Origin of the sequence: Bacteroides sp. NGMCC 1.200775, assembly GCF_040798045.1 — a bacterium.
Taxonomy (GTDB): Bacteria; Bacteroidota; Bacteroidia; order Bacteroidales; family Bacteroidaceae; genus Bacteroides; species Bacteroides hominis.
Genome location: NZ_JASCQK010000002.1, coordinates 338,981 through 363,614, shown reverse-complemented (window position 1 = coordinate 363,614; position 24,634 = coordinate 338,981). Strand labels below are relative to the sequence as shown.

General features: G+C 43.4%; 12 protein-coding genes and 1 pseudogene. 8 read left to right on the top strand and 5 right to left on the bottom strand.

Annotated elements, in window-relative coordinates:
* Window positions 1-248: 248 nt before the first annotated feature.
* From QK890_RS07900 to QK890_RS07890, 3 genes and pseudogenes are all read right to left on the bottom strand, one after another.
* Window positions 249-1,748, bottom strand: a complete 1,500-nt coding sequence (locus QK890_RS07900; RefSeq protein ID WP_005810583.1) for a RagB/SusD family nutrient uptake outer membrane protein — start codon at window positions 1,746-1,748, stop codon at window positions 249-251.
* Window positions 1,749-1,780: 32 nt separating this feature from the next.
* A pseudogene (locus tag QK890_RS07895) lies at window positions 1,781-4,615 on the bottom strand (SusC/RagA family TonB-linked outer membrane protein); the annotation flags it as partial.
* Between the two features lie 593 nt (window positions 4,616-5,208).
* Window positions 5,209-6,390 (bottom strand): Tsr0667 family tyrosine-type DNA invertase, encoded by a 1,182-nt coding sequence (locus QK890_RS07890; protein ID WP_005783269.1) that lies wholly within the window; start codon window positions 6,388-6,390, stop codon window positions 5,209-5,211.
* A 452-nt stretch (window positions 6,391-6,842) separates the two neighbouring features.
* On the opposite strand from QK890_RS07890, the gene QK890_RS07885 reads away from it, so the two are divergent.
* From QK890_RS07885 to QK890_RS07865, 5 genes are all read left to right on the top strand, one after another.
* Window positions 6,843-9,983: a SusC/RagA family TonB-linked outer membrane protein gene (locus QK890_RS07885; RefSeq protein WP_367627293.1), complete on the top strand. Its 3,141-nt coding sequence runs from the start codon at window positions 6,843-6,845 to the stop codon at window positions 9,981-9,983.
* 34 nt (window positions 9,984-10,017) lie between these two features.
* On the top strand, window positions 10,018-11,412 hold the full coding sequence (locus QK890_RS07880; RefSeq protein ID WP_022011049.1) for a RagB/SusD family nutrient uptake outer membrane protein: 1,395 nt from the start codon (window positions 10,018-10,020) through the stop codon (window positions 11,410-11,412).
* A 116-nt stretch (window positions 11,413-11,528) separates the two neighbouring features.
* Window positions 11,529-12,782: a GTPase HflX gene (hflX, locus tag QK890_RS07875; protein WP_250745933.1), complete on the top strand. Its 1,254-nt coding sequence runs from the start codon at window positions 11,529-11,531 to the stop codon at window positions 12,780-12,782.
* Window positions 12,783-12,806: 24 nt separating this feature from the next.
* Complete coding sequence (locus QK890_RS07870) at window positions 12,807-14,798, top strand: DUF4954 family protein (RefSeq protein ID WP_217738075.1); 1,992 nt, start codon at window positions 12,807-12,809, stop codon at window positions 14,796-14,798.
* A gap of 28 nt (window positions 14,799-14,826) precedes the next feature.
* The gene (locus QK890_RS07865) at window positions 14,827-17,340 is read left to right on the top strand and encodes a M1 family metallopeptidase (protein ID WP_367627292.1); all 2,514 of its coding nucleotides are present in this window, start codon (window positions 14,827-14,829) and stop codon (window positions 17,338-17,340) included.
* Window positions 17,341-17,415: 75 nt separating this feature from the next.
* On the opposite strand, the gene QK890_RS07860 is transcribed toward QK890_RS07865, so the two are convergent.
* Window positions 17,416-17,613, bottom strand: a complete 198-nt coding sequence (locus QK890_RS07860; RefSeq protein WP_032541263.1) for a hypothetical protein — start codon at window positions 17,611-17,613, stop codon at window positions 17,416-17,418.
* A 170-nt stretch (window positions 17,614-17,783) separates the two neighbouring features.
* Between QK890_RS07860 and QK890_RS07855 the strand changes: the two genes are divergently transcribed.
* The 3 genes from QK890_RS07855 to QK890_RS07845 all read left to right on the top strand — a co-directional run bounded on the left by QK890_RS07855 (window position 17,784) and on the right by QK890_RS07845 (window position 22,889).
* A complete protein-coding gene (locus tag QK890_RS07855; RefSeq protein ID WP_005775362.1) occupies window positions 17,784-19,430 on the top strand; it encodes a fumarate hydratase in 1,647 nt (548 codons plus the stop codon).
* 132 nt (window positions 19,431-19,562) lie between these two features.
* On the top strand, window positions 19,563-20,708 hold the full coding sequence (locus tag QK890_RS07850) for an acyltransferase (protein WP_227560271.1): 1,146 nt from the start codon (window positions 19,563-19,565) through the stop codon (window positions 20,706-20,708).
* Window positions 20,709-20,732: 24 nt separating this feature from the next.
* Entirely contained in the window at window positions 20,733-22,889 is a 2,157-nt protein-coding gene (locus QK890_RS07845; RefSeq protein ID WP_235331622.1) for an alpha-N-acetylglucosaminidase, read from the top strand.
* Window positions 22,890-22,972: 83 nt separating this feature from the next.
* Here QK890_RS07845 and QK890_RS07840 read toward each other — a convergent pair whose 3' ends face one another.
* Complete coding sequence (locus QK890_RS07840) at window positions 22,973-24,628, bottom strand: amino acid permease (protein ID WP_032536919.1); 1,656 nt, start codon at window positions 24,626-24,628, stop codon at window positions 22,973-22,975.
* Window positions 24,629-24,634 lie beyond the last annotated feature (6 nt).

The window sequence follows — 24,634 nt, the reverse complement described above, 5'->3', positions numbered from 1 at the left end:
TCAATAGTCGAAATTTAGAGTAGTGTCACATTCACAGATCGCATATAAGATAAATATTTTTTAATGTGTCTTTCATTTGTATCTTGAAATAAACGACATTTTTCTATTGAAAAACAGTTTGAGTTACTTTTGGCTAATATACAACAAATGTCATAATGAAACTCAATAGGAAGTTCCATTATTGTGAAATAAAAAAGGCCACTCCCTTTTAAAGAAAGCAGCCTTTTAATTACATGATTAATCCACTATTAATATCCGGGATTTTGTTGAGCTCTCAAGTTTGGATTTACATTTGTTTCATCAACAGGAATCGGAAGTATAGCTCTAAAGTAAGTTCGGTCAAAGCTTTGCGATTCTTTAATTAGTGAATAATGATACCCCTTATCTGCTTCATCTTTATAGCGAACGATTGTTTCATTATTGCGTAATGCATCGAAGTAACGTTGACCTTCACCAATCATTTCTTTTCTTCTTTCAATAATGATTCTTTCTACTGTAGCATCTGCTTCCGAAACAGCCTTAGCTTCCGGATTCGCTCTCAGAACAATTTCATTCAGGTATTTAGCAGCTTTATCCTGGTGTCCCCCAAGCTTAGCCGCCGCTTCTGCAGCGCTCAAATATACTTCCGAAAGACGAAGTAAAGGCAGATTATTTAAACGCATTTCACCTACGTCGTCCTTATCAGCCGGGAATTTATTAATGAAGATTTTTGCATCGCCATATTCTTCTTTAAGATCCTTATCATACTGAGCCGGCAATACCATACCTATACGAACATCTTTAGGATCCTGACTCAGCATATTCATAAAGTTTTTTGTTACTATTGCATCCGCATATCCGTTCTCGTTCAGCAAATAAGCAATACCATTACGGTCAGTCCAGTCATCATTACTTGCATTTATAACTTCGAAAATCATTTCGTTCGTATGTGCTCCATTGCTTTTATACCATGCATTTACATATTCTTCATTAGTCCAAAGTTTATATGGAGAGTTGGTTATAATATCTTCAGCAACTTTGAGTGCATTCTCGTTATCACCTTTAGTCAGATAGACTCTGGTAAGCAAGGCTTTTGCTGCCCATTCATTAATATATCCCTGAGTCTTATCTTTAGCAAGATATCCAGAATTAATAGCGTCAGTCAAGTCTCTGATGACTTGTGTATAAACTTCTGCTACTGTATTTCTGGAAGGCAAATCATTTCGTTCCAAAGGTTTCAAGATAACCGGGACACCCAAAGAAGCTCCGTTATCGGCTGTATAAGGCATACCATAGATTCTCACTAAGTCAAAATGAACCAATGCCCTGACAACCAATGCTTCTGAATATATTTTACCTATTTGTGCTTCTGTTGCGTCAGTCACCTTTTTTTCGTTAATTGCTTGAATCAGACGATTGGCACGGCGAACTACATTATAAGGTATATTCCACATATTAGGAGCATCATCCACAGTATAGCGCATCTCATAGCATGATGACGAACGCATACCCTGAGTTCTGGCTTGCATATCCTCAGCACGGACATCTCCATAATAAAACATACGGGCACCGTAATAGCTGGTGCTATTAGAGTTTCCCTGAATACCATCATACATACCTGTACGTGCAGTCAGAGCATCATTATAGTTTGTAATTGCATCTTCTGATGGAATTCCGTCAGCAGGTTTTCTATCCAGCCAATCATTCCCGCAGGAAGACAAACTTAGGATAGTAGCAACCAGTGTTATTGATTTATATATCTTTTTCATAAATTCTTTTTTCATAAATTGTTTCTACTTGATTAAAAACCGATTTCAATACCAAATGTAACAGTTCGAAGAGCCGGAGTCTCGAATGTACACAATCCGTCAACCGGAACTTCCGGGTCAACATACAAACTCTTTTTCTTCCAAGTTAGCAGGTTGTTTCCTGAAACATAAGCTCTTAATTTACTGATACCTGCTTTAGACGACCAGTTTTGCGGTAAAGTGAATCCCAAAGTCATATTCTTCACACGTAAATGATCTGTAGACATCAGCCAACGCGAAGAGGCTTTATTAGTGTTACCGTATGCAAATTGTGGCAATTTGGCATTATCACCTGTTTTCTGCCAGGTATCTTCCATCTTGTAATAAGCAGGAACATTACCCACATAATTATAAGTACCTCCATTAGATTGTAGCCAGGTAGCATAATCATAAGCATGTCCGCCCAAAGAGTAAGTCAGGGTTAAATTGAAATCAATAAACTTCCAACTGATATAATTGGTCAAACCACCTTGTACTTTAGGTTCGATAGAACCGATAATCGTTTTATTAGCAGCAGCAGAATTTGTTGTTGTTTCACGGCTACCATCTTCACCGTTTATATAATACAGTTCTTTACCTGTTTGAGGATCAACACCTGCATATTCATAGGCATAGATAGAATAATATGGTTCACCCACACGGTGGATAGAAACCCCATCAATGATTTCCTGTTGTTCGCCATCCAACTTGGTCAGCTTATTCTTATTATGTCCTAAGTTCAAGGAAGTAGTCCAGAAAAGGTCCTTGTTCTGGATGTTGGTAGACTTCAATTCCAATTCAAAACCACGATTTCTCATTGAGCCAACATTCACAAGCATATTAGCAGTACCCGCACTATTGATTACACCGACTGCAGCAGAAATCGGTTTATCCATTAAGAGATCTTTTGTCTCACGGTTATACCACTCAGCAGAAATAGTCAACCTATTGAGTAGTGTAAGGTCAATACCGATATTTGTGGCATAATTCTTTTCCCATTTCAGATTCGGATTATAGAAACGAGCTTCTGACGAACCACCATTTCCATTATAATTATATCCAAATTCATATACCCCCATATATCCGTAATAGTCTTTGGGCTGTGTACCATTTACACCGTAAGAAGCACGGATCTTAGCATCAGTAATAACATTGGATAATGATTCCATAAATGCTTCCTGTGAAAGTCTCCATGAACCTGATACAGACCAGAAATTCCCCCAACGACTATCTCTTGATAAACGCGAACTTCCATCACGACGGAAACTACCACTTACATAATATCTTCCGGCATAATCATAATTCAAACGTCCTAAATAGGAAGTCATTCGATAACTATTAATGTTACTGGCACCTCTTGAAACACCTGCATTTGTAATCTCCGGTAAGTAGGATGGATAAGTATTACCATTAGTATAGGTATAATCGTATTTGTAATCCTCCGTTTCAAATCCCAACAGTACATCGATATTATGGTGTTCTGCAAATGTCTTGTTGTAAGTTAACTGAGTTTGAGTATTCAACTTGCTTCTGTTCATCATATAGCGTTGAAATACCCCTTTTGAAGAACGACCATCATTGGAACGAGGATCCCACCATACACGATTGTTTGTCTGGTTAAAATCATAACCCAAAGTTTCTTTTATATTCAAATTATCCCAGATATTCCATGTTGCAGCCAATGTATTCAAAGTACGCACAATTGTACTACGATCATAATTATATGTTGCAGTCTGAAGAGGATTGGCACCATTCAAAGCAGGGAAACTCGTACTAAATGTACCATCTTCATTATATGGGAATGTAGAGGGAGAAGCTGTCATAGCCAGACACATGATGGGGCTTGAGAAACTAGTCCCTTCCGAGTTTACTTTTTGAGTTGAATTTGTAAACATCGTACTTGCCTCAATTGTAACGCGGTCTGCCGTATGACTCATATTTGCACGTCCGGTGATACGCTCGTATCCAGACTGTAGTGTAATGCCTTCCTGTTTGGTGTATCCAAAAGAGGTATAGAATTTAGTCCGCTCATTTCCTCCTTGAGCATTTACTTCATAATTTTGGTGAGAACCGTTTCTAAAAAGAATATCTTCCCAATCAGTATATCCGCTCCAAGGTTTTGCAGCATATTTATCAATATTATTATCTGCATAGTTCGTGGCATAAGCTTCATCCTTTCCAGAATTTAAAGCATAGTTTTTAAGACCCATATATAGGATATCGCGTCTATCTTCACCATTCAGAATGGGACGATAATCAATAGCTTTGTTGGAGAATCCCCAGTCTGCCCTCACATTGAGTTTCAATTTTCCTGAAGCTCCCTTTTTAGTAGTAATTACAATAACACCGTTTGCTGCGCGTGAACCGTAAAGTGAAGCAGCCGCTGCATCTTTAATTACCGTCATTGATTCGATATCATTGCTGTTGATGGTGGACAACAAGCTATTACCTGACTGAGAATAAGTGAATTCACTTGCGTCACCAGTCATTACAGGTACTCCATCAATGACATATAACGGATCATTACCAGCATTAATTGACCCCATTCCACGAATACGTACAGATTCAACAGCACCCGGTTGTCCGGAAGTAGACGTAATCTGTACACCGGCAACAGAACCGGCTAATTTATCTTGTACGCTCAAAGAAGGAACATCCTGAAGTTTTTCCGTCGTAATACTTGATGCCGCTCCCGTAAAAGATGATTTTTTAAATGTACCATATCCTGTTACAACGACTTCGTCCAACACTTCCGTATCAGGTTTTAGCGTAATCTTCATAACAGGCTTAATTGCTACTTCAACAGTTTGCATACCGATATACGAAATTTGCAAAGTCTTTGCAGAACTACAATTATATTATAAACTATTTATTATCAGTATTTTATAAAAGATACAGAGAACTTGTGCTTATACTACGATATCAATGGTTATATGTTTGAATATCAAATATATATGATAAAAGTACTAACAATAAAATCCGAATGATTCCCATATCTATCTCCCACTATTGTACGCGTAATTCGCTTATTGCAAGTGAAATATAGATTAAAAAGTATACGATTGAAAAAAGAATGTTATACTCAATAGTTCCAAACGAAAAAAAAGTCATAAAGCAGTCTATTATTATTTTACATAAACGGCTTAGAAATAAAAAAGGATAATTACTAATTTGATATTTATATAAAAACAGAGAATGCCAACCTAAATTTCCTCATAATAGGATTAATAAACTTATATATTTAATAAACAGCCAATTAAACCGTTCACTTTTTGCATGTAGGAAGTTAGTTTTAACATAATGTTAAAACTAACTTCCTACATGCAAAGAATTAGTGATTTTCAATCAGAAAACAAGTTCTTTATAGAAACGGTACTTGAGAACTGTGATTCGTGTTAACAATGTTAATAGCCAATACATCTACGTAAGGCACAAATCTCTGTTACATATAAGATACTTTACGATTATTTTTAGACTTTTCTAAGTCTCGTACAATAGTTATGTCCATTATATTAGTATAAACTTGAGTTGTCTTCACGCTTTTATGTCCCAATAGCTTTTGTACAGTAGTAATATTGACTCCACTGTATATTAATAATGTAGCATTGGTATGGCGAGCGGTATGGAACGAAATACGTTTATTCAACCCTGATAATTTTGCTATGATCAATAATTCCTTATTCACATTTGAATTATCTCTAAGCTTAAAAAAATCAGCAAGATTATCCTGATATTTATTCAAGACTTCTATTCCTTTTCCCTCAAATAAAAGATAAAGCGGAAGGCGCACTTCCGTATTCGTTTTCACAGATTTATAAATAAGCCAGGTTTCCTGATGCATTTTCACTATGTTTTCAGGGGATAAGTTGGTGAAGTCAGAATATCGTAATCCTGCATAACAACAAAAGAGGAAAGCATCTTTTGTCTTTTCCAGTTTCATAAACCGGCCATCCAATTCCAAACTTTCAATCTTTCCTAATTCTTCTGGAGAAAGGTGAGTATGACTGTTTTCGATACTTTTAATTTTATATTTTCTAAAGGCATATTTCTGTATCTCCATATATTCTTTATTTATGGCTACATTGATATGTCTTTTCAAATGTTTCATGTGCTTCGCAATGGTATTGGTGTGGTACCCTTTTTGTTGGAGGTAATGATCAAATGAGGATATAAATTCAAATGTCAGATCTGAGAATGACACATCTTTCTTATAGCCTCTCAATAACTCCAAAGTTGATAAATGGTTACGTTTGGTACTCTCCTTCAATGAAGATTTGGCTATTTCGTTGCGGAAGAACGCAATAAACGAAGTTCCATCATCCTGACTTTCCATTGAATTTTTTAGTGAATCCAATGAAATTTGTTTTCCCTGTTGCCACAATCCCAGTTCTTTCTTCTCTATTTCTGCCATGAACTCATAGAGCATGTGATTGATAGCATCCGCATTAGGGTGGTTTTTAACCATCCTTTTCTTGAAATCCCATTGGTCAGGACTCAAGTAAACCTTGGTAGAAAAATATTTCTTCTTCCTGTTTAAGTAAGCCTCAACCTGTACCAACGCCATCCCTTTTTTGTTCAGGCTCTTTTTTCTATTATACACTAAACTGTAAATAATTTTATCCATTTCCTTTATTTTTAATTAATACTATGGACAAATAAGACGTGCATAGACTCAATATTAGAATTGAATAAGGTTTAATATCTGCTAAAACCTGCTATTTTTATATAGAAATAACTAATTTGTATTTTTTAAAAGTGACTAATTTGTATTTATAAAAACTTCCTTGACAGAAAAACGAGCACTATTTTTGCTCATATTAAGCCTTGAATATACAAAAATAGACAAAAATGCATATTATTAGTACCTGCAACATGTTAGCAATACAAACCCCGTTTACGTTTTTTAAGGCGTATTTCTATGTTATTAGACATAAAATCGCGTATTTAGATAACGATTTGTTATATTTGCAAGGTTTTTTTATAGAAATAATTGTTCGTTTCATATTTCTTAATATATTTGCATTTTGTTAGAGTAAAGAAACAATTAATGTAAAGTTAAACTTTAAGAGAGAATTTATGAAAAGAAAATTAATGCTGTTATTGACTTGCCTTTTTATAGGTATAGGTCTAGTAACCGCCCAAACTCAGAAGGTAACAGGTGTTGTTATTTCTGAAGAAGATGGGCAACCAGTTGTTGGAGCCTCTGTATTAGCTAAGGGCACCACTGTAGGTGTTATTACTGATCTAAATGGTAAATTTACGTTATCTGGTATACCAAGTTCTGCAAAGACTTTGCAGATTTCGTATATCGGTATGCAGACTGCTGAGGTAGCAATTGCACCTAATATTAAAGTGATATTAAAGACTGACTCTAAGGCACTTGATGAAGTGGTAGTAGTAGCTTATGGAACACAAAGTGCACGTACTGTGACTGCATCTGTGTCTTCTGTAAAGGCAGATGCTTTGAAAGATGTACCGAGTGTAAGTTTTGATCAGATGCTTCAAGGGCGTGCATCGGGTGTCAGTATCACTACTCCGTCGGCCGGTGTAGGACAGGCTCCGATTGTGAGAGTGCGTGGTGTGAACTCAATCACTTCCGGAACTTCTCCTTTATATGTAGTCGATGGTGTGCCCATTGAATCGGGTAACCTTTCTTATTTGGCTAATGCCAATGCATTGGCCGATATTAATCCTGCTGATATTGTGTCTATGGATGTTTTGAAAGATGCGGCTGCGGCTGCATTGTATGGTTCGCGTGCTGCGAATGGGGTTATTTTGATTACTACTAAACAAGGTCAAAGTGGTAAAGTCAAAGTGAGCTATGATGGTTTTGTGGGTTTCTCAAATGCGACAGATTTTTATGAAATGATGAATGCTCAGGAATACGTGGACTTTAAGAATTTGGCTGTAAAGAACCGTTATGGGACGGATGAATTGTCACTGACTGCCGGTTATGTTTCTCCTTATGGTAACAAAGCATTCAATATGATGAAAGATGCCAATGGCAACTATGTAGATACAGATTGGAAAGATGCTGCATTCCAGAACGGATTGTCACAAAGTCATTCTGTTGCCGTAAGTGGCGGATCGGATAAAGTGCGGTATTATTTGTCTGGTAACTATACAACTCAGGAGGGGATTGTAAAAGGCGACAAGTATGACCGTTTAGGGGTGAAGGCTAACATTAACGTGCAGGCTACTGACTGGTTAAAAGTAGGAATGAACACCAACGTAACAACCGGGACAACTTCTTATGTAGATGCTGCCCGTAGAGGTTCTAACTTTGCCGTTGGAGGGTTCCCGCGTCTGGCATTGATCAATGCCCCTAATTTACCGATGTACAATGAAGATGGTACTCCTTATTATTTAGCTCAAGGTCTGGGTTATGGAGGAAATACTGTGTTTAGTACTTTTTCTAATCCGGCGGCTATTTTATCTTTAGGCAATGGTTTGAGTTCTGATGTAACCCGTTTCATTGGTGTATTTTATGCAGAGGCAACTCCGGTTAAGGGATTGTCATTGAAAACCCAATATGGTGTGGATTATGCCCGTATCGAGGAACAGCGTTTCTGGTCTCCATTGCATGGAGATGGTGTGAACAGTAAAGGTCTGGCAAATGCTTATAACACCAAAAATAACAGATGGACCTGGACAAATACGGCAACTTATAGCTTTTCTTTGGGACAGAATAATTTTAATTTGTTAGCCGGTACGGAGGCATCCGAGAGAAATAACTCTCGTTGGACTGCACAGCGTAAAGATTTACAGGATGATAAATTCATTATATTTCAGGGACCTTTTGGTTCGGCAACTGCCGGTGGTAGCTTGTCCAACAATACCATGGTCTCTTATTTCGGACGTATCAACTATGATTACGCTTCTAAATACATCGTGTCTCTTAACTACCGTCGCGATGGTTATTCTGCTTTGAGTGAGAAGAATCGTTGGGGTAACTTCGGAGGAGTTTCTGCTGCATGGCGTGTCTCTGAAGAAGCTTTCTTCCAGCCTTTACGCAACGTGGTTGATGACTTGAAAATAAAGGGAAGCTATGGTGTGGTTGGTAACACCGATATTTACGATTATGCTTCAAAGTCATTTTATTCAAGTTATAATTATGGTATAAATGGTACATATGGTTTGGCTCAGATTGCTGACCCGAACTTGAAATGGGAGTCTTCGGAGAAATATAGCATTGGCTTCAATGCCCGATTGCTGAATAGGATCAATGTAGACTTTGACTACTATTATACGAAGTCTTCCGACTTGATTCTGGATGTGCCCCAATCACCTTCTAAAGGTATCCCGGGCAATATAATTACCACTAATGCCGGAAAGATGAGGAACAGCGGTATTGAATTGACCGTTTCTGCCGATGTGATAAAGAACAGTGATTTTACTTGGGAAACGAGCTTTAACATCACTACTAACAAAAATAAGGTTATTTCACTGGCTGATGGCGTGGAGAATATTCTTAAAGGAGATAATGGCGGTTTAGAAATTACGAATATCACAGTACCCGGAAAGTCTATCGGACGTCTGTATCTGTACCCGACTGCCGGAGTAGATCCCAAATCGGGTCGTAGAGTGTTTATCACTCCGGAAGGTGACAGAACCTTACTGATGTTTGAAAAAGGGGGGTGGTTCTATGAAGACGGAACAGAATATGCCGGTGAATTTGAACCTGTTGATTGTGGAAATACACTTCCTACCTGGTACGGTGGGTGGACCAATAACTTTAAATATAAAGGTTTCGATCTTTCTTTGTTCTTCCAATTCTCGGGAGGTAATAAGATTTATAACGGAACCAAAGCCAGTGTGAGTGATATGCGTTACTGGAATAACTCTAAAGACGTTTATAATAAGTATTGGACTCCGGAACGTACCCATGCAGAGTATCCTATGCCGATATACGGTGATAATTATTCTAATGGTTCGGCATTGCCTATCAGCGACTTAGTGGAAAGAGGAGATTATTTGCGTCTGAAGAATGTGTCACTGGGTTATACGTTCAATACAAAGAACTGGTCGAAAGCGGTAGGAATCTCTGCGCTCCGTCTCTATGTTCAGGCTCAGAATCTGTTTGTGATTACAGGATACAGCGGCATGGATCCCGAAACACTTACCAATGTAGAAAGTGCTACTTTAGCCGGTGGTACAGATAAGAATACTTTGCCTCAGGCACGCACGTATACAATCGGTGTGAACCTGACATTCTAATATGGTTTTATATTAACAGATAAAAGAAACTACAATGAAAAAGATAATTATATTTTCGACATTATGCGCTTCTCTCTTTTTAGGTAGTTGCAGCAGCAGCTTCCTCGATCAGGAGCCTCCATTATATGTAAACGAGAACGATATTTTCACAAGCCCTACCCGAATAGAGGCTACTCTGAACGGCTTGTATGCTGCAATCAAGAACACAGGGACTAAGTCTTTGATGGGAGGTAAGTCCTATATGGTGTTTGACAACAGGGGAGATGATGTTATCAATATCTCCAACAACTTGGTGACTTTGTTCAATACCTATAATATGAATGTGGGCATTACGGATGCCGAGAATGCTGACACCTGGACATACGCTTATCTGGCCATCAATAAAGTAAATACTTTCCTTCAGTCTCTTGAAGGTGCCAAAGAAGTTGCCGGTGAGAATTATGACCGCTATGTGCAGGAAGCTAAGTTTGTCAGAGCTTTGGCATACTATTATCTGAATAATTTGTATCCGACTCCATATTCTGTGAATCCCGATGCAAAATCTGTTCCGTTGCGTCTTACTGCCGAGGCCGGAACCGAAAATAACAATATGCCTCGCTCTACAGTAAAGCAGATTTATGACCACATTCTGTCTGATCTGGAAAACATTTCGGCATTAAATACCGAAGTGAATACCTATGCAGGAGTTACACATGCTACTCAGGCCGCTGCCAACATGCTTAAGATGAGAGTTTATATGGCAATGAACGAATGGGACAAAGCCATTGCAGCCGGAGAGTTAGTGACCGGATATAGTTTGCCGGAAGACGTAACATTGATTTATAAGGCCCCGTATTTCAGTCAGGAGAGCATTTTCTCTTTGCCGATGGCTGATACCAACATCCCGAATACACAGCAGTCGTTGGCAGAATATTATTATGATGGTAAGATCATGTTGATTGATACGAAAAGCGGAATTATGTCAAAGCCTGATTATTCGTTGGCTACCGACAAGCGTATTATCGCCTTTAAAGGGGAGAAAGACTTGTTGTTGAAGTTTACGGATGCAAAAACTAAATTGCAGTGGGTGCCCATTTTCCGCTATGCCGAAACTTTGCTCGACCTTGCCGAATGTTATGCCAACAAGGCCGGAGGTGAAGCTACTGCCAAAAGCCTGTTGAAACAAGTCAGAGGACGTTCGGTAGATGCAGCTACGGATCCGTTGAAGATCGATAACTTAACGGGTGATGCACTGAAAGAAGCGATTTACAACGAGAAACGCCTTGAGTTTATAGGCGAGGGTATCCGTGGTATTGATATTATGAGACGTGGGGAACGTTTCATTAAGGTGGGTGCGAATGAAACAATTAATGTGGGTCCGTCCGATGAAAAATATACTTGGCCGATACCTCAGGTTGAGTTGCTGCTGAATAAAGATATTAATAAATAAATAGTCAATAAATAATAAAGAATCGCTCAGGTAGAAACACTTGGGCGATTTTTTCTTTTAGTATGTTACGAAAATAGCTATATTTGTCGCCATATTATAATAAGGTATAAAGTAGAATGAAAGAATTTGTAATATCCGAAGCCAAAGTCGAAACTGCTGTTCTGGTAGGTCTCATCACTCAGACACAGGATGAACGCAAGACCAATGAATATCTGGACGAGCTGGCATTCCTGGCTGAGACAGCCGGGGCGGAAGTGGTGAAAAGGTTTACGCAGAAGTTGCCGACGGCTAACTCGGTGACTTATGTGGGAAAAGGAAAACTGGAAGAAATTAAAGAATATATAAGAACAGAGGCTGAAGAGGACCGGGAAGTGGGAATGGTCATCTTTGATGACGAACTCTCGGCCAAGCAGATACGTAACATCGAAGCTGAACTGCAAGTGAAGATACTGGACCGTACTTCACTGATTCTTGATATATTTGCCATGCGTGCCCAGACGGCTAATGCCAAGACTCAGGTAGAATTGGCGCAATATAAATACATGTTGCCCCGTTTGCAACGTCTCTGGACTCACCTTGAACGTCAGGGTGGTGGTTCCGGAAGTGGTAAAGGAGGTTCGGTAGGTCTTCGTGGCCCGGGTGAAACTCAGTTGGAGATGGACCGCCGTATCATCCTTAACCGTATGTCACTGCTTAAGGAGCGTCTCGCCGAAATAGATAAGCAGAAGTCTACCCAACGTAAGAACCGCGGACGCATGATCCGTGTAGCTTTGGTAGGTTACACCAATGTGGGCAAATCGACCATGATGAATCTGTTGGCGAAGAGTGAAGTCTTTGCTGAAAACAAGCTGTTTGCCACACTCGATACGACGGTACGCAAGGTGATTATCGATAATTTGCCTTTCTTGCTTTCCGATACGGTTGGTTTTATCCGTAAGTTACCTACTGACCTGGTGGATTCCTTTAAGTCTACCCTCGACGAAGTACGTGAGGCCGATCTGCTGGTTCATGTTGTGGACATTTCGCATCCCGGATTTGAAGAGCAGATAGAGGTGGTGAATAAAACACTGGCCGACATCGGTGGAGGTGGAAAACCAATGATTTTAATATTTAATAAGATAGACGCCTATACCTATGTAGAAAAGGCGGCAGACGACCTTACCCCCAAAACAAAGGAGAACTTGACACTCGAAGAACTGATGAAAACATGGATGGCTAAGATGGAAGATAACTGTCTGTTCATCTCCGCCCGTGAGAAAATCAATATAGACGAACTGAAGAGTGTGGTTTATCAGCGAGTGAAAGAATTGCACGTGCAGAAGTATCCCTATAACGACTTTCTCTATCAGACCTACGACGACGAAGAGTAACTTGTAGTTTGTAATAAGAGGATTATGGGAAAGACTTACCGTAGACTGACTGAAGATGAAATTCTTCAGTTGAAGAGCCAGTCGTGTCTGGCTGATGACTGGAACCATGTTGCGGTCGCTGAAGAGTTCACAACCGAATTTGTGCATCACACCCGTTTCTCGGGAGAGGTGAAACTGGGCGTTTTCCATTCGGACTTTATCTTGCCGGGAGGAATCAGGAAACATTCCGGGCTGAGGCATGTCACCTTGCACAATGTAATTGTGGGCGACAACTGTTGCATTGAGAATATCCAGAATTACATTGCCAACTACGAAATAGGAAACGACACTTTCATTGAGAATGTAGATATTATTCTGGTGGACGGTCTGACTCAGTTCGGTAATGGAGTAGAGGCCGCCGTGCTGAACGAAACGGGAGGTCGCGAAGTGTTGATCAATGACAAACTGTCTGCTCATCAAGCTTATATTCTGGCTCTTTACCGGCACCGTCCGGAACTGATCAGCCGGATGAAGGCGATCACTGACTATTACTCCAACAAGCATGCTTCTGCGATGGGGACCATCGGCAGCCATGTGATGATTCTCAATACCGGTTCTATCAAGAATGTGCGTATTGGCGATTATTGCCGGATTTGCGGAACCTGCCGTCTGTACAACGGAAGTATCAACAGCAATGAAGCTGCTCCGGTACATATCGGGCATGGTGTCATTTGCGATGACTTTATTATTTCCTCCGGTTCTCATGTGGACGATGGAGCTATGCTGACCCGTTGCTTCGTTGGGCAAGCCTGTCAGTTGGGACACAACTACTCTGCTTCCGATTCCCTGTTTTTCAGTAACTGCCAGGGAGAGAACGGTGAAGCATGTGCCATCTTTGCCGGTCCGTATACCGTAACCCATCATAAGTCTACCTTGCTGATAGCCGGTATGTTTTCGTTTATGAATGCCGGCTCGGGGTCGAACCAGAGTAATCATATGTATAAACTGGGACCGATTCATCAGGGGACGTTGGAAAGAGGAGCTAAGACTACTTCCGATTCATACATTTTATGGCCGGCGCGTGTAGGGGCTTTTTCATTGGTGATGGGGCGTCATGTGAATCATGCCGATACCTCGAACCTGCCTTTCTCTTACCTGATCGAGCAGCAGAATACGACTTATCTGGTGCCGGGAGTCAATCTGCGCAGTGTCGGGACTATCCGCGATGCCCAGAAGTGGCCGAAGCGTGACAAACGTACGGACCCGAACTGCTTGGACTATATAAACTACAACCTTCTGAGTCCATATACTATCCAGAAGATGTTCAAGGGGCGCTCTATACTGAAAGAGCTGAAGCGGGTGTCCGGCGAGACATCGGAGATCTATTCTTACCAAAGTGCAAAAATCAAGAACTCTTCGCTGAATAGCGGCATACGCTATTACGAAATAGCTATCCATAAGTTTCTTGGTAATTCCATCATTAAGCGTCTTGAGGGGATTAACTTCAGAGATAATGAAGAGATACGCCGGCGTCTGAAACCGGATACCGAAATCGGAGTAGGCGAGTGGGTGGATATTGCCGGTTTGATTGCTCCGAAAAGTGAAGTGGAAAAACTGATTACCGGTATCGAAAGTGGTGAGATCGATCGTTTGAAGAGTATGAATGCCCGTTTTGCCGAGATGCACGATAACTATTATACTTACGAATGGACGTGGGCTTACCATAAGATACAGGAATTTTATGGTCTGAACCCCGAAACCATTACAGCAAAAGATGTTATCGCTATCGTCCGTGCCTGGCGTGAAGCAGTGGTCGGACTGGACCGCATGGTGTATGATGACGCACGCAAGGAATTCTCACTTTCGTCTATGACGGGTTTTGGTGCCGATGGCTCACGCGATGAAATGAAGCTGGATTTCGGCCAAGTACGTGGCGATTTTGAGAGTAATCCGTTTGTCACTGCCGTGCTGCAACACATTGATGATAAGACTGCTCTGGGTGAGGAGCTGATTAACCGTATCGGGCAACTGGCGTGACGGAATTACGAGCTACAATATATTTACTATGAAAATACACATTTTATTTGGAATGATCGGGTTCTTCCTGCTGACCGGATGTTGCCGGACAGCAGAGAAGAACCCTCGTTTTTATGATGCCGGCGTTTCTAAAGAGCTTGCCGATCATCGTAAAGCCGAGATTAAGAATTTGAAGTATGAACTCAGTTTCAGCATTCCACGGCAGAAGGAGACACCTATTGACGGTGATATCACCTTGCGCTTCGACCTTGCTGCCGCTCAGGAAGTCCTGATTGATTTTCGTGAGGAGCGTGGAAAAATTAAAGAAGTCATTGCCAATGGAAAACCGGTAAGTGATGTGCGCTTTGAGAACGAACACATTATTCTGCCTGTTTCGCTGACAGCGAAAGGGGCGAATGACATACAGATTCGTTTCATTGCCGGCAATCAGTCGCTGAACAGGAATGATGAATACCTCTATACGTTGCTCGTTCCCGACCGTGCCCGTACCGTCTTCCCTTGCTTTGAGCAGCCCAACCTAAAAGCCGAGTTTACTTTAAAGCTTGAGGTTCCGGCCGACTGGAAAGCTGTTTCCAACACATACGTTCGGAGTGAAACAGTAGCCGGTGACCGTAAAACCGTTTGTTTTGCACCGACCGAACCACTCAGTACTTATCTCTTTTCGTTTGTGACCGGAAAATTGGAGCGACAGGAGTATACTCAGGACGGGCGTACCATCGCCGCCTATTATCGTGAGACCGACCCTAAGAAAATAGCACAGTTGGATATTGTTTTCAGACAAGTCATGACATCACTTCACTGGCTTGAAGAGTATACAGGGATCGCATATCCGTTTGCCAAATATGATTTCATCGTTCTTCCCGGTTTCCAGTTTGGCGGAATGGAACATACAGGAGCTACCTTATATAATGATAACGGGATTTTCCTGAGCGAACATCCCACTCCGGACGAGGAGTTGAACCGGGCGGAATTGATTGCGCACGAGACCTCTCACATGTGGTTTGGCGATCTTGTAACGATGGATTGGTTTGACGATGTATGGACCAAGGAAGTTTTTGCCAATTATTTTGCTGCCCGGATTGTCGAACCCTTGTTTCCGGAGATCAATCATACCCTGAATAAGCTCAAGACTTTTAATGCCGCTTCTCTTACCGAGGACCGTACTTTGGGGACAAATGCCATCCGGCAGCCACTTGATAATCTGCGTAATGCCGGGCTGATCTATGGGCAGATCATCTATAACAAGGCTCCCGTGATGATGGAGAAACTGGTTGACAGGATGGGTGAAGCCAACTTCCGGAGTGGTATACAGGAGTATCTGAAAACCTATTCGTACGCTAATGCCACTTGGGACGATCTGATTCGCATTTTAGACGGCAAGGCGTCCGAAGATTTGGCAACCTTCAGTGATGTGTGGGTGAACCGGAAAGGAATGCCTACGCTGAACTTCCGGATCGATGGACAAGAATTGGAGATCCGTCAGAGTGATCCTTATAACCGTGGTTTGCTTTGGTCGCAGCGTTTTGCCGTCACTCTTTGCGGAGAGCGCGATTCGGTGTTGCGGGTGAATATGACGGATACTTTGGTTCGGATACAGCTTCCTTTTGTACCTTCGTTGGTGTTGCCCAATACCGATGGCAGAGGTTATGGCTTGTTCGTTCCCGACGAATCTGCTTTGAAGTGGCTGTTGGCACATTGGTGGGAGGTAAAAGACGATACGGCACGCCAATCACTCTTGATGACACTTTATGAGAATTACCTGGCTAAACATATTTCGGCGGACGACTGGACAAACAGCCTGTTGGCAGGGCTTCCTGCAGAAAAGAACGCTCTGGTGGCGTCTACAGTGAGTGGTTATTTGGCAGGTGCCATGCGGCGGGTAGCTCCGGCACAGATAGCAGAGGTTGAGGCGCGGGTCTATGCCATCAGCCGGAATCATCCGTTGCCTTCGTGCCGGGTGCAGTTGCTGCGTTATTTTATGCAGAATGCGACTTCCCAACCTATGGTGAAGGAACTTTATGCCTTGTGGCAGGAGCAATCGGACAAACGGTTGAACCAACAGGATTACACGACTTTGGCTTACGAACTTGCCATCCGCCTGCCTGCCGAAAGTGAACAGATATTACGTACACAACGGGCACGGATTGATGATCCGGACCGTCTGCGCCAGTTCGATTTTATTTCACGGGCGGTCGTATCCGATACCGCACGGCTCGATACTTTGTTCAACAGCCTGCTTGTAGCGGAAAACCGGCGGATAGAGCCTTGGACGGCTGCCGTGATACGTTATCTGAACCATCCGTTGCGCGAGGAGCAATCGGTGAAATACATCCGTCCGGGACTTGAGGTGCTGGAGGAAGTACAACGCACCGGAGATATTTTCTTTCCGAAAAACTGGGCCTCGGCCTTGTTGGGCAATCATCTCAGCCGTCCGGCTTATGAAGAAGTGGTGCGTTTTCTGGACGCCCATCCGGATTATTCACCGCTTTTGAAGAACAAGATATTGCAGGCTGCCTATTCCCTGTATCGCGAAAACGATTAAAATAATTCCCGGAATGCTTGACTTTGCCTGTCCGATGTTGTATCTTTGTCAACAGATTCATTATTTATATTCAAATTAGAATGCAGTAGAAGAGGAAGCCCGCAAAGCTTCCTCTTTTTTTGTACCCTTATCTCCCGGTGTCCCGGAGCCGGGGGCTTTTCTGCTCTTTCCCCGGCTCTCCATGCCCTCGAGACCGTTGCTCTGTGATGTGAAGAGCCTTGCTTCGGCCCAAACAGACGGTTGCATTTGTCCGGACAGACGGTTGCATTCCACAGAAATGAGCCTTTCTTCCGGAGCGGTCTCTTCTTCTTCGTAGAAACGCTCTCCGAACGTTAATAATAAGTAAATCCGCTCTTGACAAAATTCACCACTTTATTCATACTTTGGAAAACTATTCTTACCTTTGCCTCACTAACTAACATTACGTAATAAAATAAAGAGATATGGCAACACCTCCGTTTAAGTATCAACCTATGTTCGAACATGGGGAAGATAAAACCGAGTATTATCTGCTTACCAAAGACTATGTGTCAGTAAGCGAGTTCGAAGGAACACCTGTGCTGAAGGTACAGAAAGAAGGTCTGACAGCTATGGCCAATACCGCTTTCCGTGACGTATCTTTCATGCTTCGCCGCTCACACAACGAGCAGGTGGCAAAGATTCTGAGTGATCCGGAAGCAAGTGATAACGACAAGTACGTGGCATTGACTTTCTTGCGCAACGCTGAAGTGGCTGCCAAAGGCGTGCTTCCTTTCTGTCAGGATACCGGTACGGCCATCATTCATGGTGAAAAAGGACAGCAGGTCTGGACCGGCTATTGCGATGAAGAAGCTCTTTCACTGGGTGTTTACAAAACCTATACGGAAGAAAACCTGCGTTACTCACAGAACGCTCCGCTCAATATGTATGACGAAGTGAACACGAAGTGTAACTTGCCTGCCCAGATCGATATCGAGGCTACAGAAGGCATGGAGTACAAATTCCTGTGTGTGACCAAAGGTGGTGGTTCTGCCAACAAAACATATCTGTATCAGGAGACAAAAGCGATCTTGAATCCGGGTACTCTGGTTCCGTTCCTGGTTGAAAAGATGAAGACACTGGGTACGGCGGCTTGTCCTCCTTATCATATTGCATTCGTAATCGGAGGTACTTCGGCAGAGAAGAACCTGTTGACCGTGAAGCTGGCCTCTACTCACTATTATGATGAGTTGCCTACTACCGGTAACGAATATGGTCGTGCATTCCGCGATGTAGAACTGGAAAAAGAAGTACTTGCAGAAGCTCAAAAAATCGGTTTGGGTGCACAGTTCGGCGGTAAGTATCTGGCACACGATGTACGCATCATCCGTCTGCCCCGTCACGGTGCATCTTGTCCGGTGGGCTTAGGAGTGTCTTGTTCTGCCGACCGTAACATCAAATGTAAGATCAATAAAGACGGTATCTGGATCGAGAAACTCGATTCTAATCCGGGTAGCCTGATTCCGGCAGAACTGCGTAACGCAGGCGAAGGTGATGTTGTAAAGATCAACCTGAACCAGCCGATGGCAGATATCCTGAAGGAGCTGACTAAATATCCGGTGGCTACACGCCTGTCGCTGAACGGTACGATTATCGTAGGTCGCGACATCGCTCATGCCAAACTGAAAGAACGTCTGGATCGTGGTGAAGATCTGCCTCAGTACATCAAAGATCATCCGATTTACTACGCGGGCCCGGCCAAAACTCCTGCCGGTATGGCTTGCGGTTCTATGGGGCCGACTACTGCCGGACGTATGGACTCTTATGTGAATCTGTTCCAGGAACATGGAGGCAGTATGGTGATGTTGGCGAAAGGTAACCGTAGCCAGCAGGTGACTGATGCTTGCCAGAAACATGGCGGCTTCTACCTCGGTTCAATCGGTGGTCCGGCTGCTATCCTCGCCCAGAACAATATCAAGAGCATCGAATGTGTGGAATATCCGGAATTGGGTATGGAGGCTATCTGGAAGATCGAAGTAGAAGACTTCCCCGCATTTATTCTTGTAGATGACAAGGGCAACGACTTCTTCAAGCAAATTAAACCCCGTTGCGGCTCTTGCAGCAACAAATAAGAATATGGTGAGTGGTCATTAATATTGGTTATTTATCATGTTAACTCGAGTGAGAGGCGTCTGTATGCTGTGTTATACAGATGCCTTTCTTATTATAAACACCTTAATCATTATCAGTAAAACAATTCCCCGATGGAACTACAGAAAAATCCTCAACACATTGTCTGGCTGGACGTTGTCCGTTTCGTTGCCATGTTTACCGTTGTCTGTTGCCACTGCACGGACCCTTTCAACTTTTATCCGGGCACTGCCCCTAATATTGACGAAATCAAACTTTGGGGTGCCATCTACGGAGCATTGCTTCGTCCTTGCGTACCGCTGTTCGTGATGATTACCGGAGCCCTGCTTCTGCCGGTGCGCGGCGAAGTCTCTGTCTTTTATAAGAAACGTATTCCCCGTGTTTTATGGCCATTCCTCATCTGGTCGGTCATCTACAACCTTTTTCCCTGGATTACCGGTCTGTTGGGCATCAAGCCCGAAATTATTCTCGACTTTTTCCCTTACTCGGGTGAGGAAGTGATGCGCCAGTCGCTGTCCATCTCTTTGGATTACATTGCTCAGATTCCTTTTAATTTCTCCATTGTAGATGTACACATGTGGTATATTTACCTGTTGATCGGTTTATATCTTTATCTTCCCGTCTTCTCTGCCTGGGTGGAGAAAGCATCGGATAAGGCGAAGCTGTGGTTTCTCGGTGCATGGGCTGTCACTCTGTTATTGCCGTACTACAATCAGTTTGTGGCGCAATATCTTTGGGGAACCTGTTCGTGGAATGCGTTCGGCATGTTTTATTACTTTGCCGGTTTCAATGGCTATCTGTTATTAGGACACTATCTGCGTAACCTTGACTGGTCGTTGGGTAAGATTCTGGCAATCGGTCTGCCAATGTTTGTGATAGGATATGCCGTTACCTTCTTTGGCTTCCGTTACATCACGGCTTTGCCGGAATACAGTGACGAGATGCTTGAGCTCTTCTTCACTTACTGTTCGCTGAATGTAGTGATGATGACCATCCCGGTGTTTATGCTTTGCAAAAAAGTAAATTTCCGTTCGGAGGGAATCAAGAAAGCGCTTGCCAATCTCACTTTGTGTGGTTTCGGTATCTATATGATACACTATTTCTTTACCGGTCCTTCCGTACTGTTGGTACGTACGTTGGGTGTGCCTCTGGGCATTCAGATACCGGTGGCGTCTGTCATGGCATTTGGTGTTTCGTGGCTGATTGTGTGGGCTGTCTATCGTGTGCTGGGCAAGAAGGCGAAATGGATTATGGGATAAAACAGTAATTAAAGCATATTATTTATGAATCGTAAATCAATACTATTAACAATCTTACTTTGTGTTACTTCTTTGACAATGGCTGCTCCGGTGACCGGCTTGTTGGAGCGCATAGACAAAGGAGCTTCGAAGAAGTTTATTATCGAGCAAGTGAAGTCCGGTACCGACTTTTTTGAACTCGATCAGAAGGGTGATAAAGTCGTTATCCGTGGAAACAATTACGTGAGCATCGCTACCGGGTTGAATTGGTATCTGAAGTATTATGCCGGTATCCACCTTTCCTGGAACGGAATGCAGGCAAAACTGCCGGCTGTGCTTCCTCCGGTGACAAAAAAAGAACGGAGAGAAACGACCCTGCCTTACCGTTATGATTTGAACTATTGTACTTTTTCTTATTCCATGGCTTTCTGGGATTGGGACCGATGGGAGAAAGAAATAGACTGGATGGCTTTGCACGGCATTAATATCCCTTTGGCTGTGACCGGGGCAGAGGCTGTGTGGTATAACGTGCTTGATAAGTTGGGATATACCAAAACCGAAATAAATGAGTTCATATCCGGTCCGGGCTTTTTTGCCTGGTGGCTGATGAATAACCTTGAAGGCTGGGGCGGACCTAATCCGGATAGCTGGTATACACAGCAGATTGCTTTACAGAAGAAAATCCTGAAGCGTATGCGTGAATACGGCATCGAACCGGTCCTTCCGGGTTATTGCGGCATGGTGCCCCATAATGCGAAAGAGAAACTCGGATTGAACGTATCCGATCCGGGAACATGGTGTGGCTATCGCCGTCCGGCATTTCTGCAACCAAGCGACCCGCGTTTTGAGGAAATCTCTTCTCTCTACTATAAAGAGCTTGAGAAACTATACGGGAAAGCTGACTTTTACTCCATGGACCCCTTCCATGAAGGAGGCAATACGGCAGGCGTGGATCTCGATGCGGCAGGTAAGGCTGTGATGAAAGCCATGAAGAAGGCCAATCCGAAAGCGGTTTGGGTGGCGCAGGCATGGCAGGCAAATCCACGTCCGAAGATGATTGAGAATCTGGGGGCCGGTGACTTGCTTATACTCGACCTGACCAGTGAATGCCGTCCGCAGTGGGGAGATTCCACTTCCGAATGGTATCGCAAAAACGGATATGGACAGCACGACTGGGTATACTGTATGTTGCTGAACTACGGTGGTAATGTCGGACTGCACGGAAAGATGGATAATGTGATCGATAATTTTTATCTCGCTAAAGCCGATCCGCACGCAGGTTCTACACTTAAAGGTGTGGGGATGACCCCTGAGGGGATAGAGAATAATCCTGTGATGTACGAACTGGTGATGGAACTGCCTTGGCGTGCAGAGCGGTTTACGAAAGAGGAATGGTTGAAGGAGTATGTGAAAGCACGTTACGGTGCAGATGATCCGGTGGTACAGGCTGCCTGGACCAAACTGGCGAACTCCATTTATAACTCACCGAAGAACCTGACGCAGCAAGGTACACACGAATCCGTATTCTGTGCACGTCCGGCGGAAGATGTGTACCAGGTATCCAGCTGGTCGGAAATGAAAGATTACTACCGTCCGCAAGATGTGATTGAGGCTGCACGCCTGATGGTATCTGTGGCCGATCGTTATAAAGGAAACAATAATTTTGAGTACGATCTGGTGGATATCGTTCGGCAGGCACTCGCAGAGAAGGGCAGGCTGATGCAGAAGGCGGTTACCGCTGCTTACCGGAGTGGTGATAAAGAACTCTTCGGAATGGCTTCTCAGAAGTTCCTGAACCTGATTCTGTTGCAGGATCAGTTGTTGGGTACCCGCCCGGAGTTTCGCGTAGGAAAGTGGATTGAAGAGGCGCGGGCGTTGGGTGGTACATCCGAAGAAAAGGCTTTGTATGAGTGGAATGCCCGTGTGCAGATTACGACTTGGGGCAACCGGAATGCAGCCGATTATGGCGGACTTCGTGATTATGCTCACAAAGAGTGGAACGGATTGCTGAAGGATTTCTATTATATGCGTTGGAAGCTTTATTTCGATTCTCTCTCTCAGAAACTGGAAGGTAAAACCCCGGAGAAAATTGATTTTTATGCAGTGGAAGAACCTTGGACCAAAGCCACTAATCCCTATTCGGCGGAGGCTGAAGGAGATTGCATTGAAACAGCGAAGCGGGTGATGCAAGCGGTGGAATAGTATATCGCAAAGTTCACCACAGATTACACAGATTATCTACGTAATAAATAATCTGTGTAATCTGTGGTGAACTCGTTTTTAGACTATTTTTGCTTCGCTGTCCCTTTCCAGATACGCATCATATAATATGCACAATGCGTAAATGCGAAAACAAACGAGATTATCAGCAATACTTTACTTTCGTCCCAACCCACCGTCTGCTGGTGCCATAGCCCGGTGATGACACAAAGCACAGACAGTGCGATACCGATCATGTTCAGTGCCGATTGTCCCCGGCGATTTTTCACGCCTTGTTCCAGTTTGCTGTGCTTCATACCATAGCCAACGTAAATATCCAACCCGATGAGCATCCACAATACCAGACGTATCCAAGTATCGGCGGGAAGGAAAAGCATCATGCACAGGCAGGTGAGTATTCCTAAAATCGGGACGAGTGGCACAAACGGAGTTTTAAAAGAACGGGGGATATCCGGCATGGTCTTTCGTACTACCAATACGGCGGCACATACCAGTGTGAAAGCCATCAGTGTGCCGATGCTGGTCATCTCTCCTGCAAGGCGTGCCGGGACGAATGCAGCCAATAAACCTACTATCAGCATAAACAGGAGATTGCTGCGTGCCGGTGTGCGAAACTTTTCATTGATGTGCGAGAAGAATGGAGGGAGCAGTCCGTCATGGCTCATACTCAGGAAGACGCGGCTTTGTCCCAATAAAGTGACCATAATTACAGAACAGTAACCGAACAGGATGGCAAGAACGATAGCACGGTTCAACCAGGGATAGTCCGGATGGATGAGGCCTGCCGCATCGGTATGCCCCATGTGTTCGATGGCAATAGCTACCGGTGCAATGCCCTGCTGTCCGCTAAACTCGGTGTAGTGGGCAACTCCCGTCATTACGTGGGCAAACAACATATAGAGCACAGTACAAACAAGGAGTGATACCAGGATACCGATCGGCATATTTCGTTTCGGGTTCTTTGTTTCCTGGGCGGCCGTACTGACGGCATCGAATCCTAAAAAAGCAAAAAAGACAATGGCTGCCCCGCGTAAGACACCCGAAATCCCATACTCTCCAAGTGTGCCTGTATTGGCGGGAATGTATGGAGTATAATTATCCGCATTGATATATTTCCAGCCCAATACGACAAAAAAAGCGATCACCGATACTTTGAGGAATACTACGATACCGTTAAAGATGGAGCTGCCTTCCGTACCGCGAATCAGGAAGATACTCATCAGTACCACAATCAGGAATGCAGGGATATTGACGATTCCTCCATCCCACGGGCAGGCGGTTAGTGCTTGCGGAAGATGTATGTTGAGCCCTTCAAGGAAGACCACGAGGTATCTGCTCCAACTGATACTGACAGTGGTAGCCGCTACTGTATATTCAAGGACAAGGTCCCAACCGATGATCCAGGCAATCAGTTCGCCCATGGTGGCATATGAGTAGGTATAGGCACTTCCGGCAACCGGAATCATGGAAGCAAATTCCGCATAGCAGAGTCCTGCAAAACAGCATCCCAGTGCGGCAATGGCAAATGAAAGTGTAATGGCCGGTCCTGTATAGCCTGCTGCTACGGTTCCGGTGATTGAGAAGAGTCCTGCTCCGATAATGACACCGACACCCAGTGCTACCAGACTCCAGGGACCTAATACTCGTTTCAATGATTTACTTCCTGACGCATTGGCCTCTGCCAACAGGGCTTCAAAGGGTTTCTTTATGAATAATCCCATCTTTCT

Excerpts from the sequence above, each read along its gene's own strand:
- hflX (WP_250745933.1), top strand. The coding sequence starts at position 11,529 with ATGAAAGAATTTGTAATATCCGAAGCCAAAGTCGAAACTGCTGTTCTG.
- QK890_RS07850 (WP_227560271.1), top strand. The coding sequence starts at position 19,563 with ATGGAACTACAGAAAAATCCTCAACACATTGTCTGGCTGGACGTTGTC.
- QK890_RS07870 (WP_217738075.1), top strand. The coding sequence starts at position 12,807 with ATGGGAAAGACTTACCGTAGACTGACTGAAGATGAAATTCTTCAGTTG.
- QK890_RS07855 (WP_005775362.1), top strand. The coding sequence starts at position 17,784 with ATGGCAACACCTCCGTTTAAGTATCAACCTATGTTCGAACATGGGGAA.
- QK890_RS07840 (WP_032536919.1), bottom strand. The coding sequence starts at position 24,628 with ATGGGATTATTCATAAAGAAACCCTTTGAAGCCCTGTTGGCAGAGGCC.
- QK890_RS07890 (WP_005783269.1), bottom strand. The coding sequence starts at position 6,390 with ATGGATAAAATTATTTACAGTTTAGTGTATAATAGAAAAAAGAGCCTG.
- QK890_RS07900 (WP_005810583.1), bottom strand. The coding sequence starts at position 1,748 with ATGAAAAAGATATATAAATCAATAACACTGGTTGCTACTATCCTAAGT.
- QK890_RS07880 (WP_022011049.1), top strand. The coding sequence starts at position 10,018 with ATGAAAAAGATAATTATATTTTCGACATTATGCGCTTCTCTCTTTTTA.
- QK890_RS07865 (WP_367627292.1), top strand. The coding sequence starts at position 14,827 with ATGAAAATACACATTTTATTTGGAATGATCGGGTTCTTCCTGCTGACC.
- QK890_RS07845 (WP_235331622.1), top strand. The coding sequence starts at position 20,733 with ATGAATCGTAAATCAATACTATTAACAATCTTACTTTGTGTTACTTCT.
- QK890_RS07885 (WP_367627293.1), top strand. The coding sequence starts at position 6,843 with ATGAAAAGAAAATTAATGCTGTTATTGACTTGCCTTTTTATAGGTATA.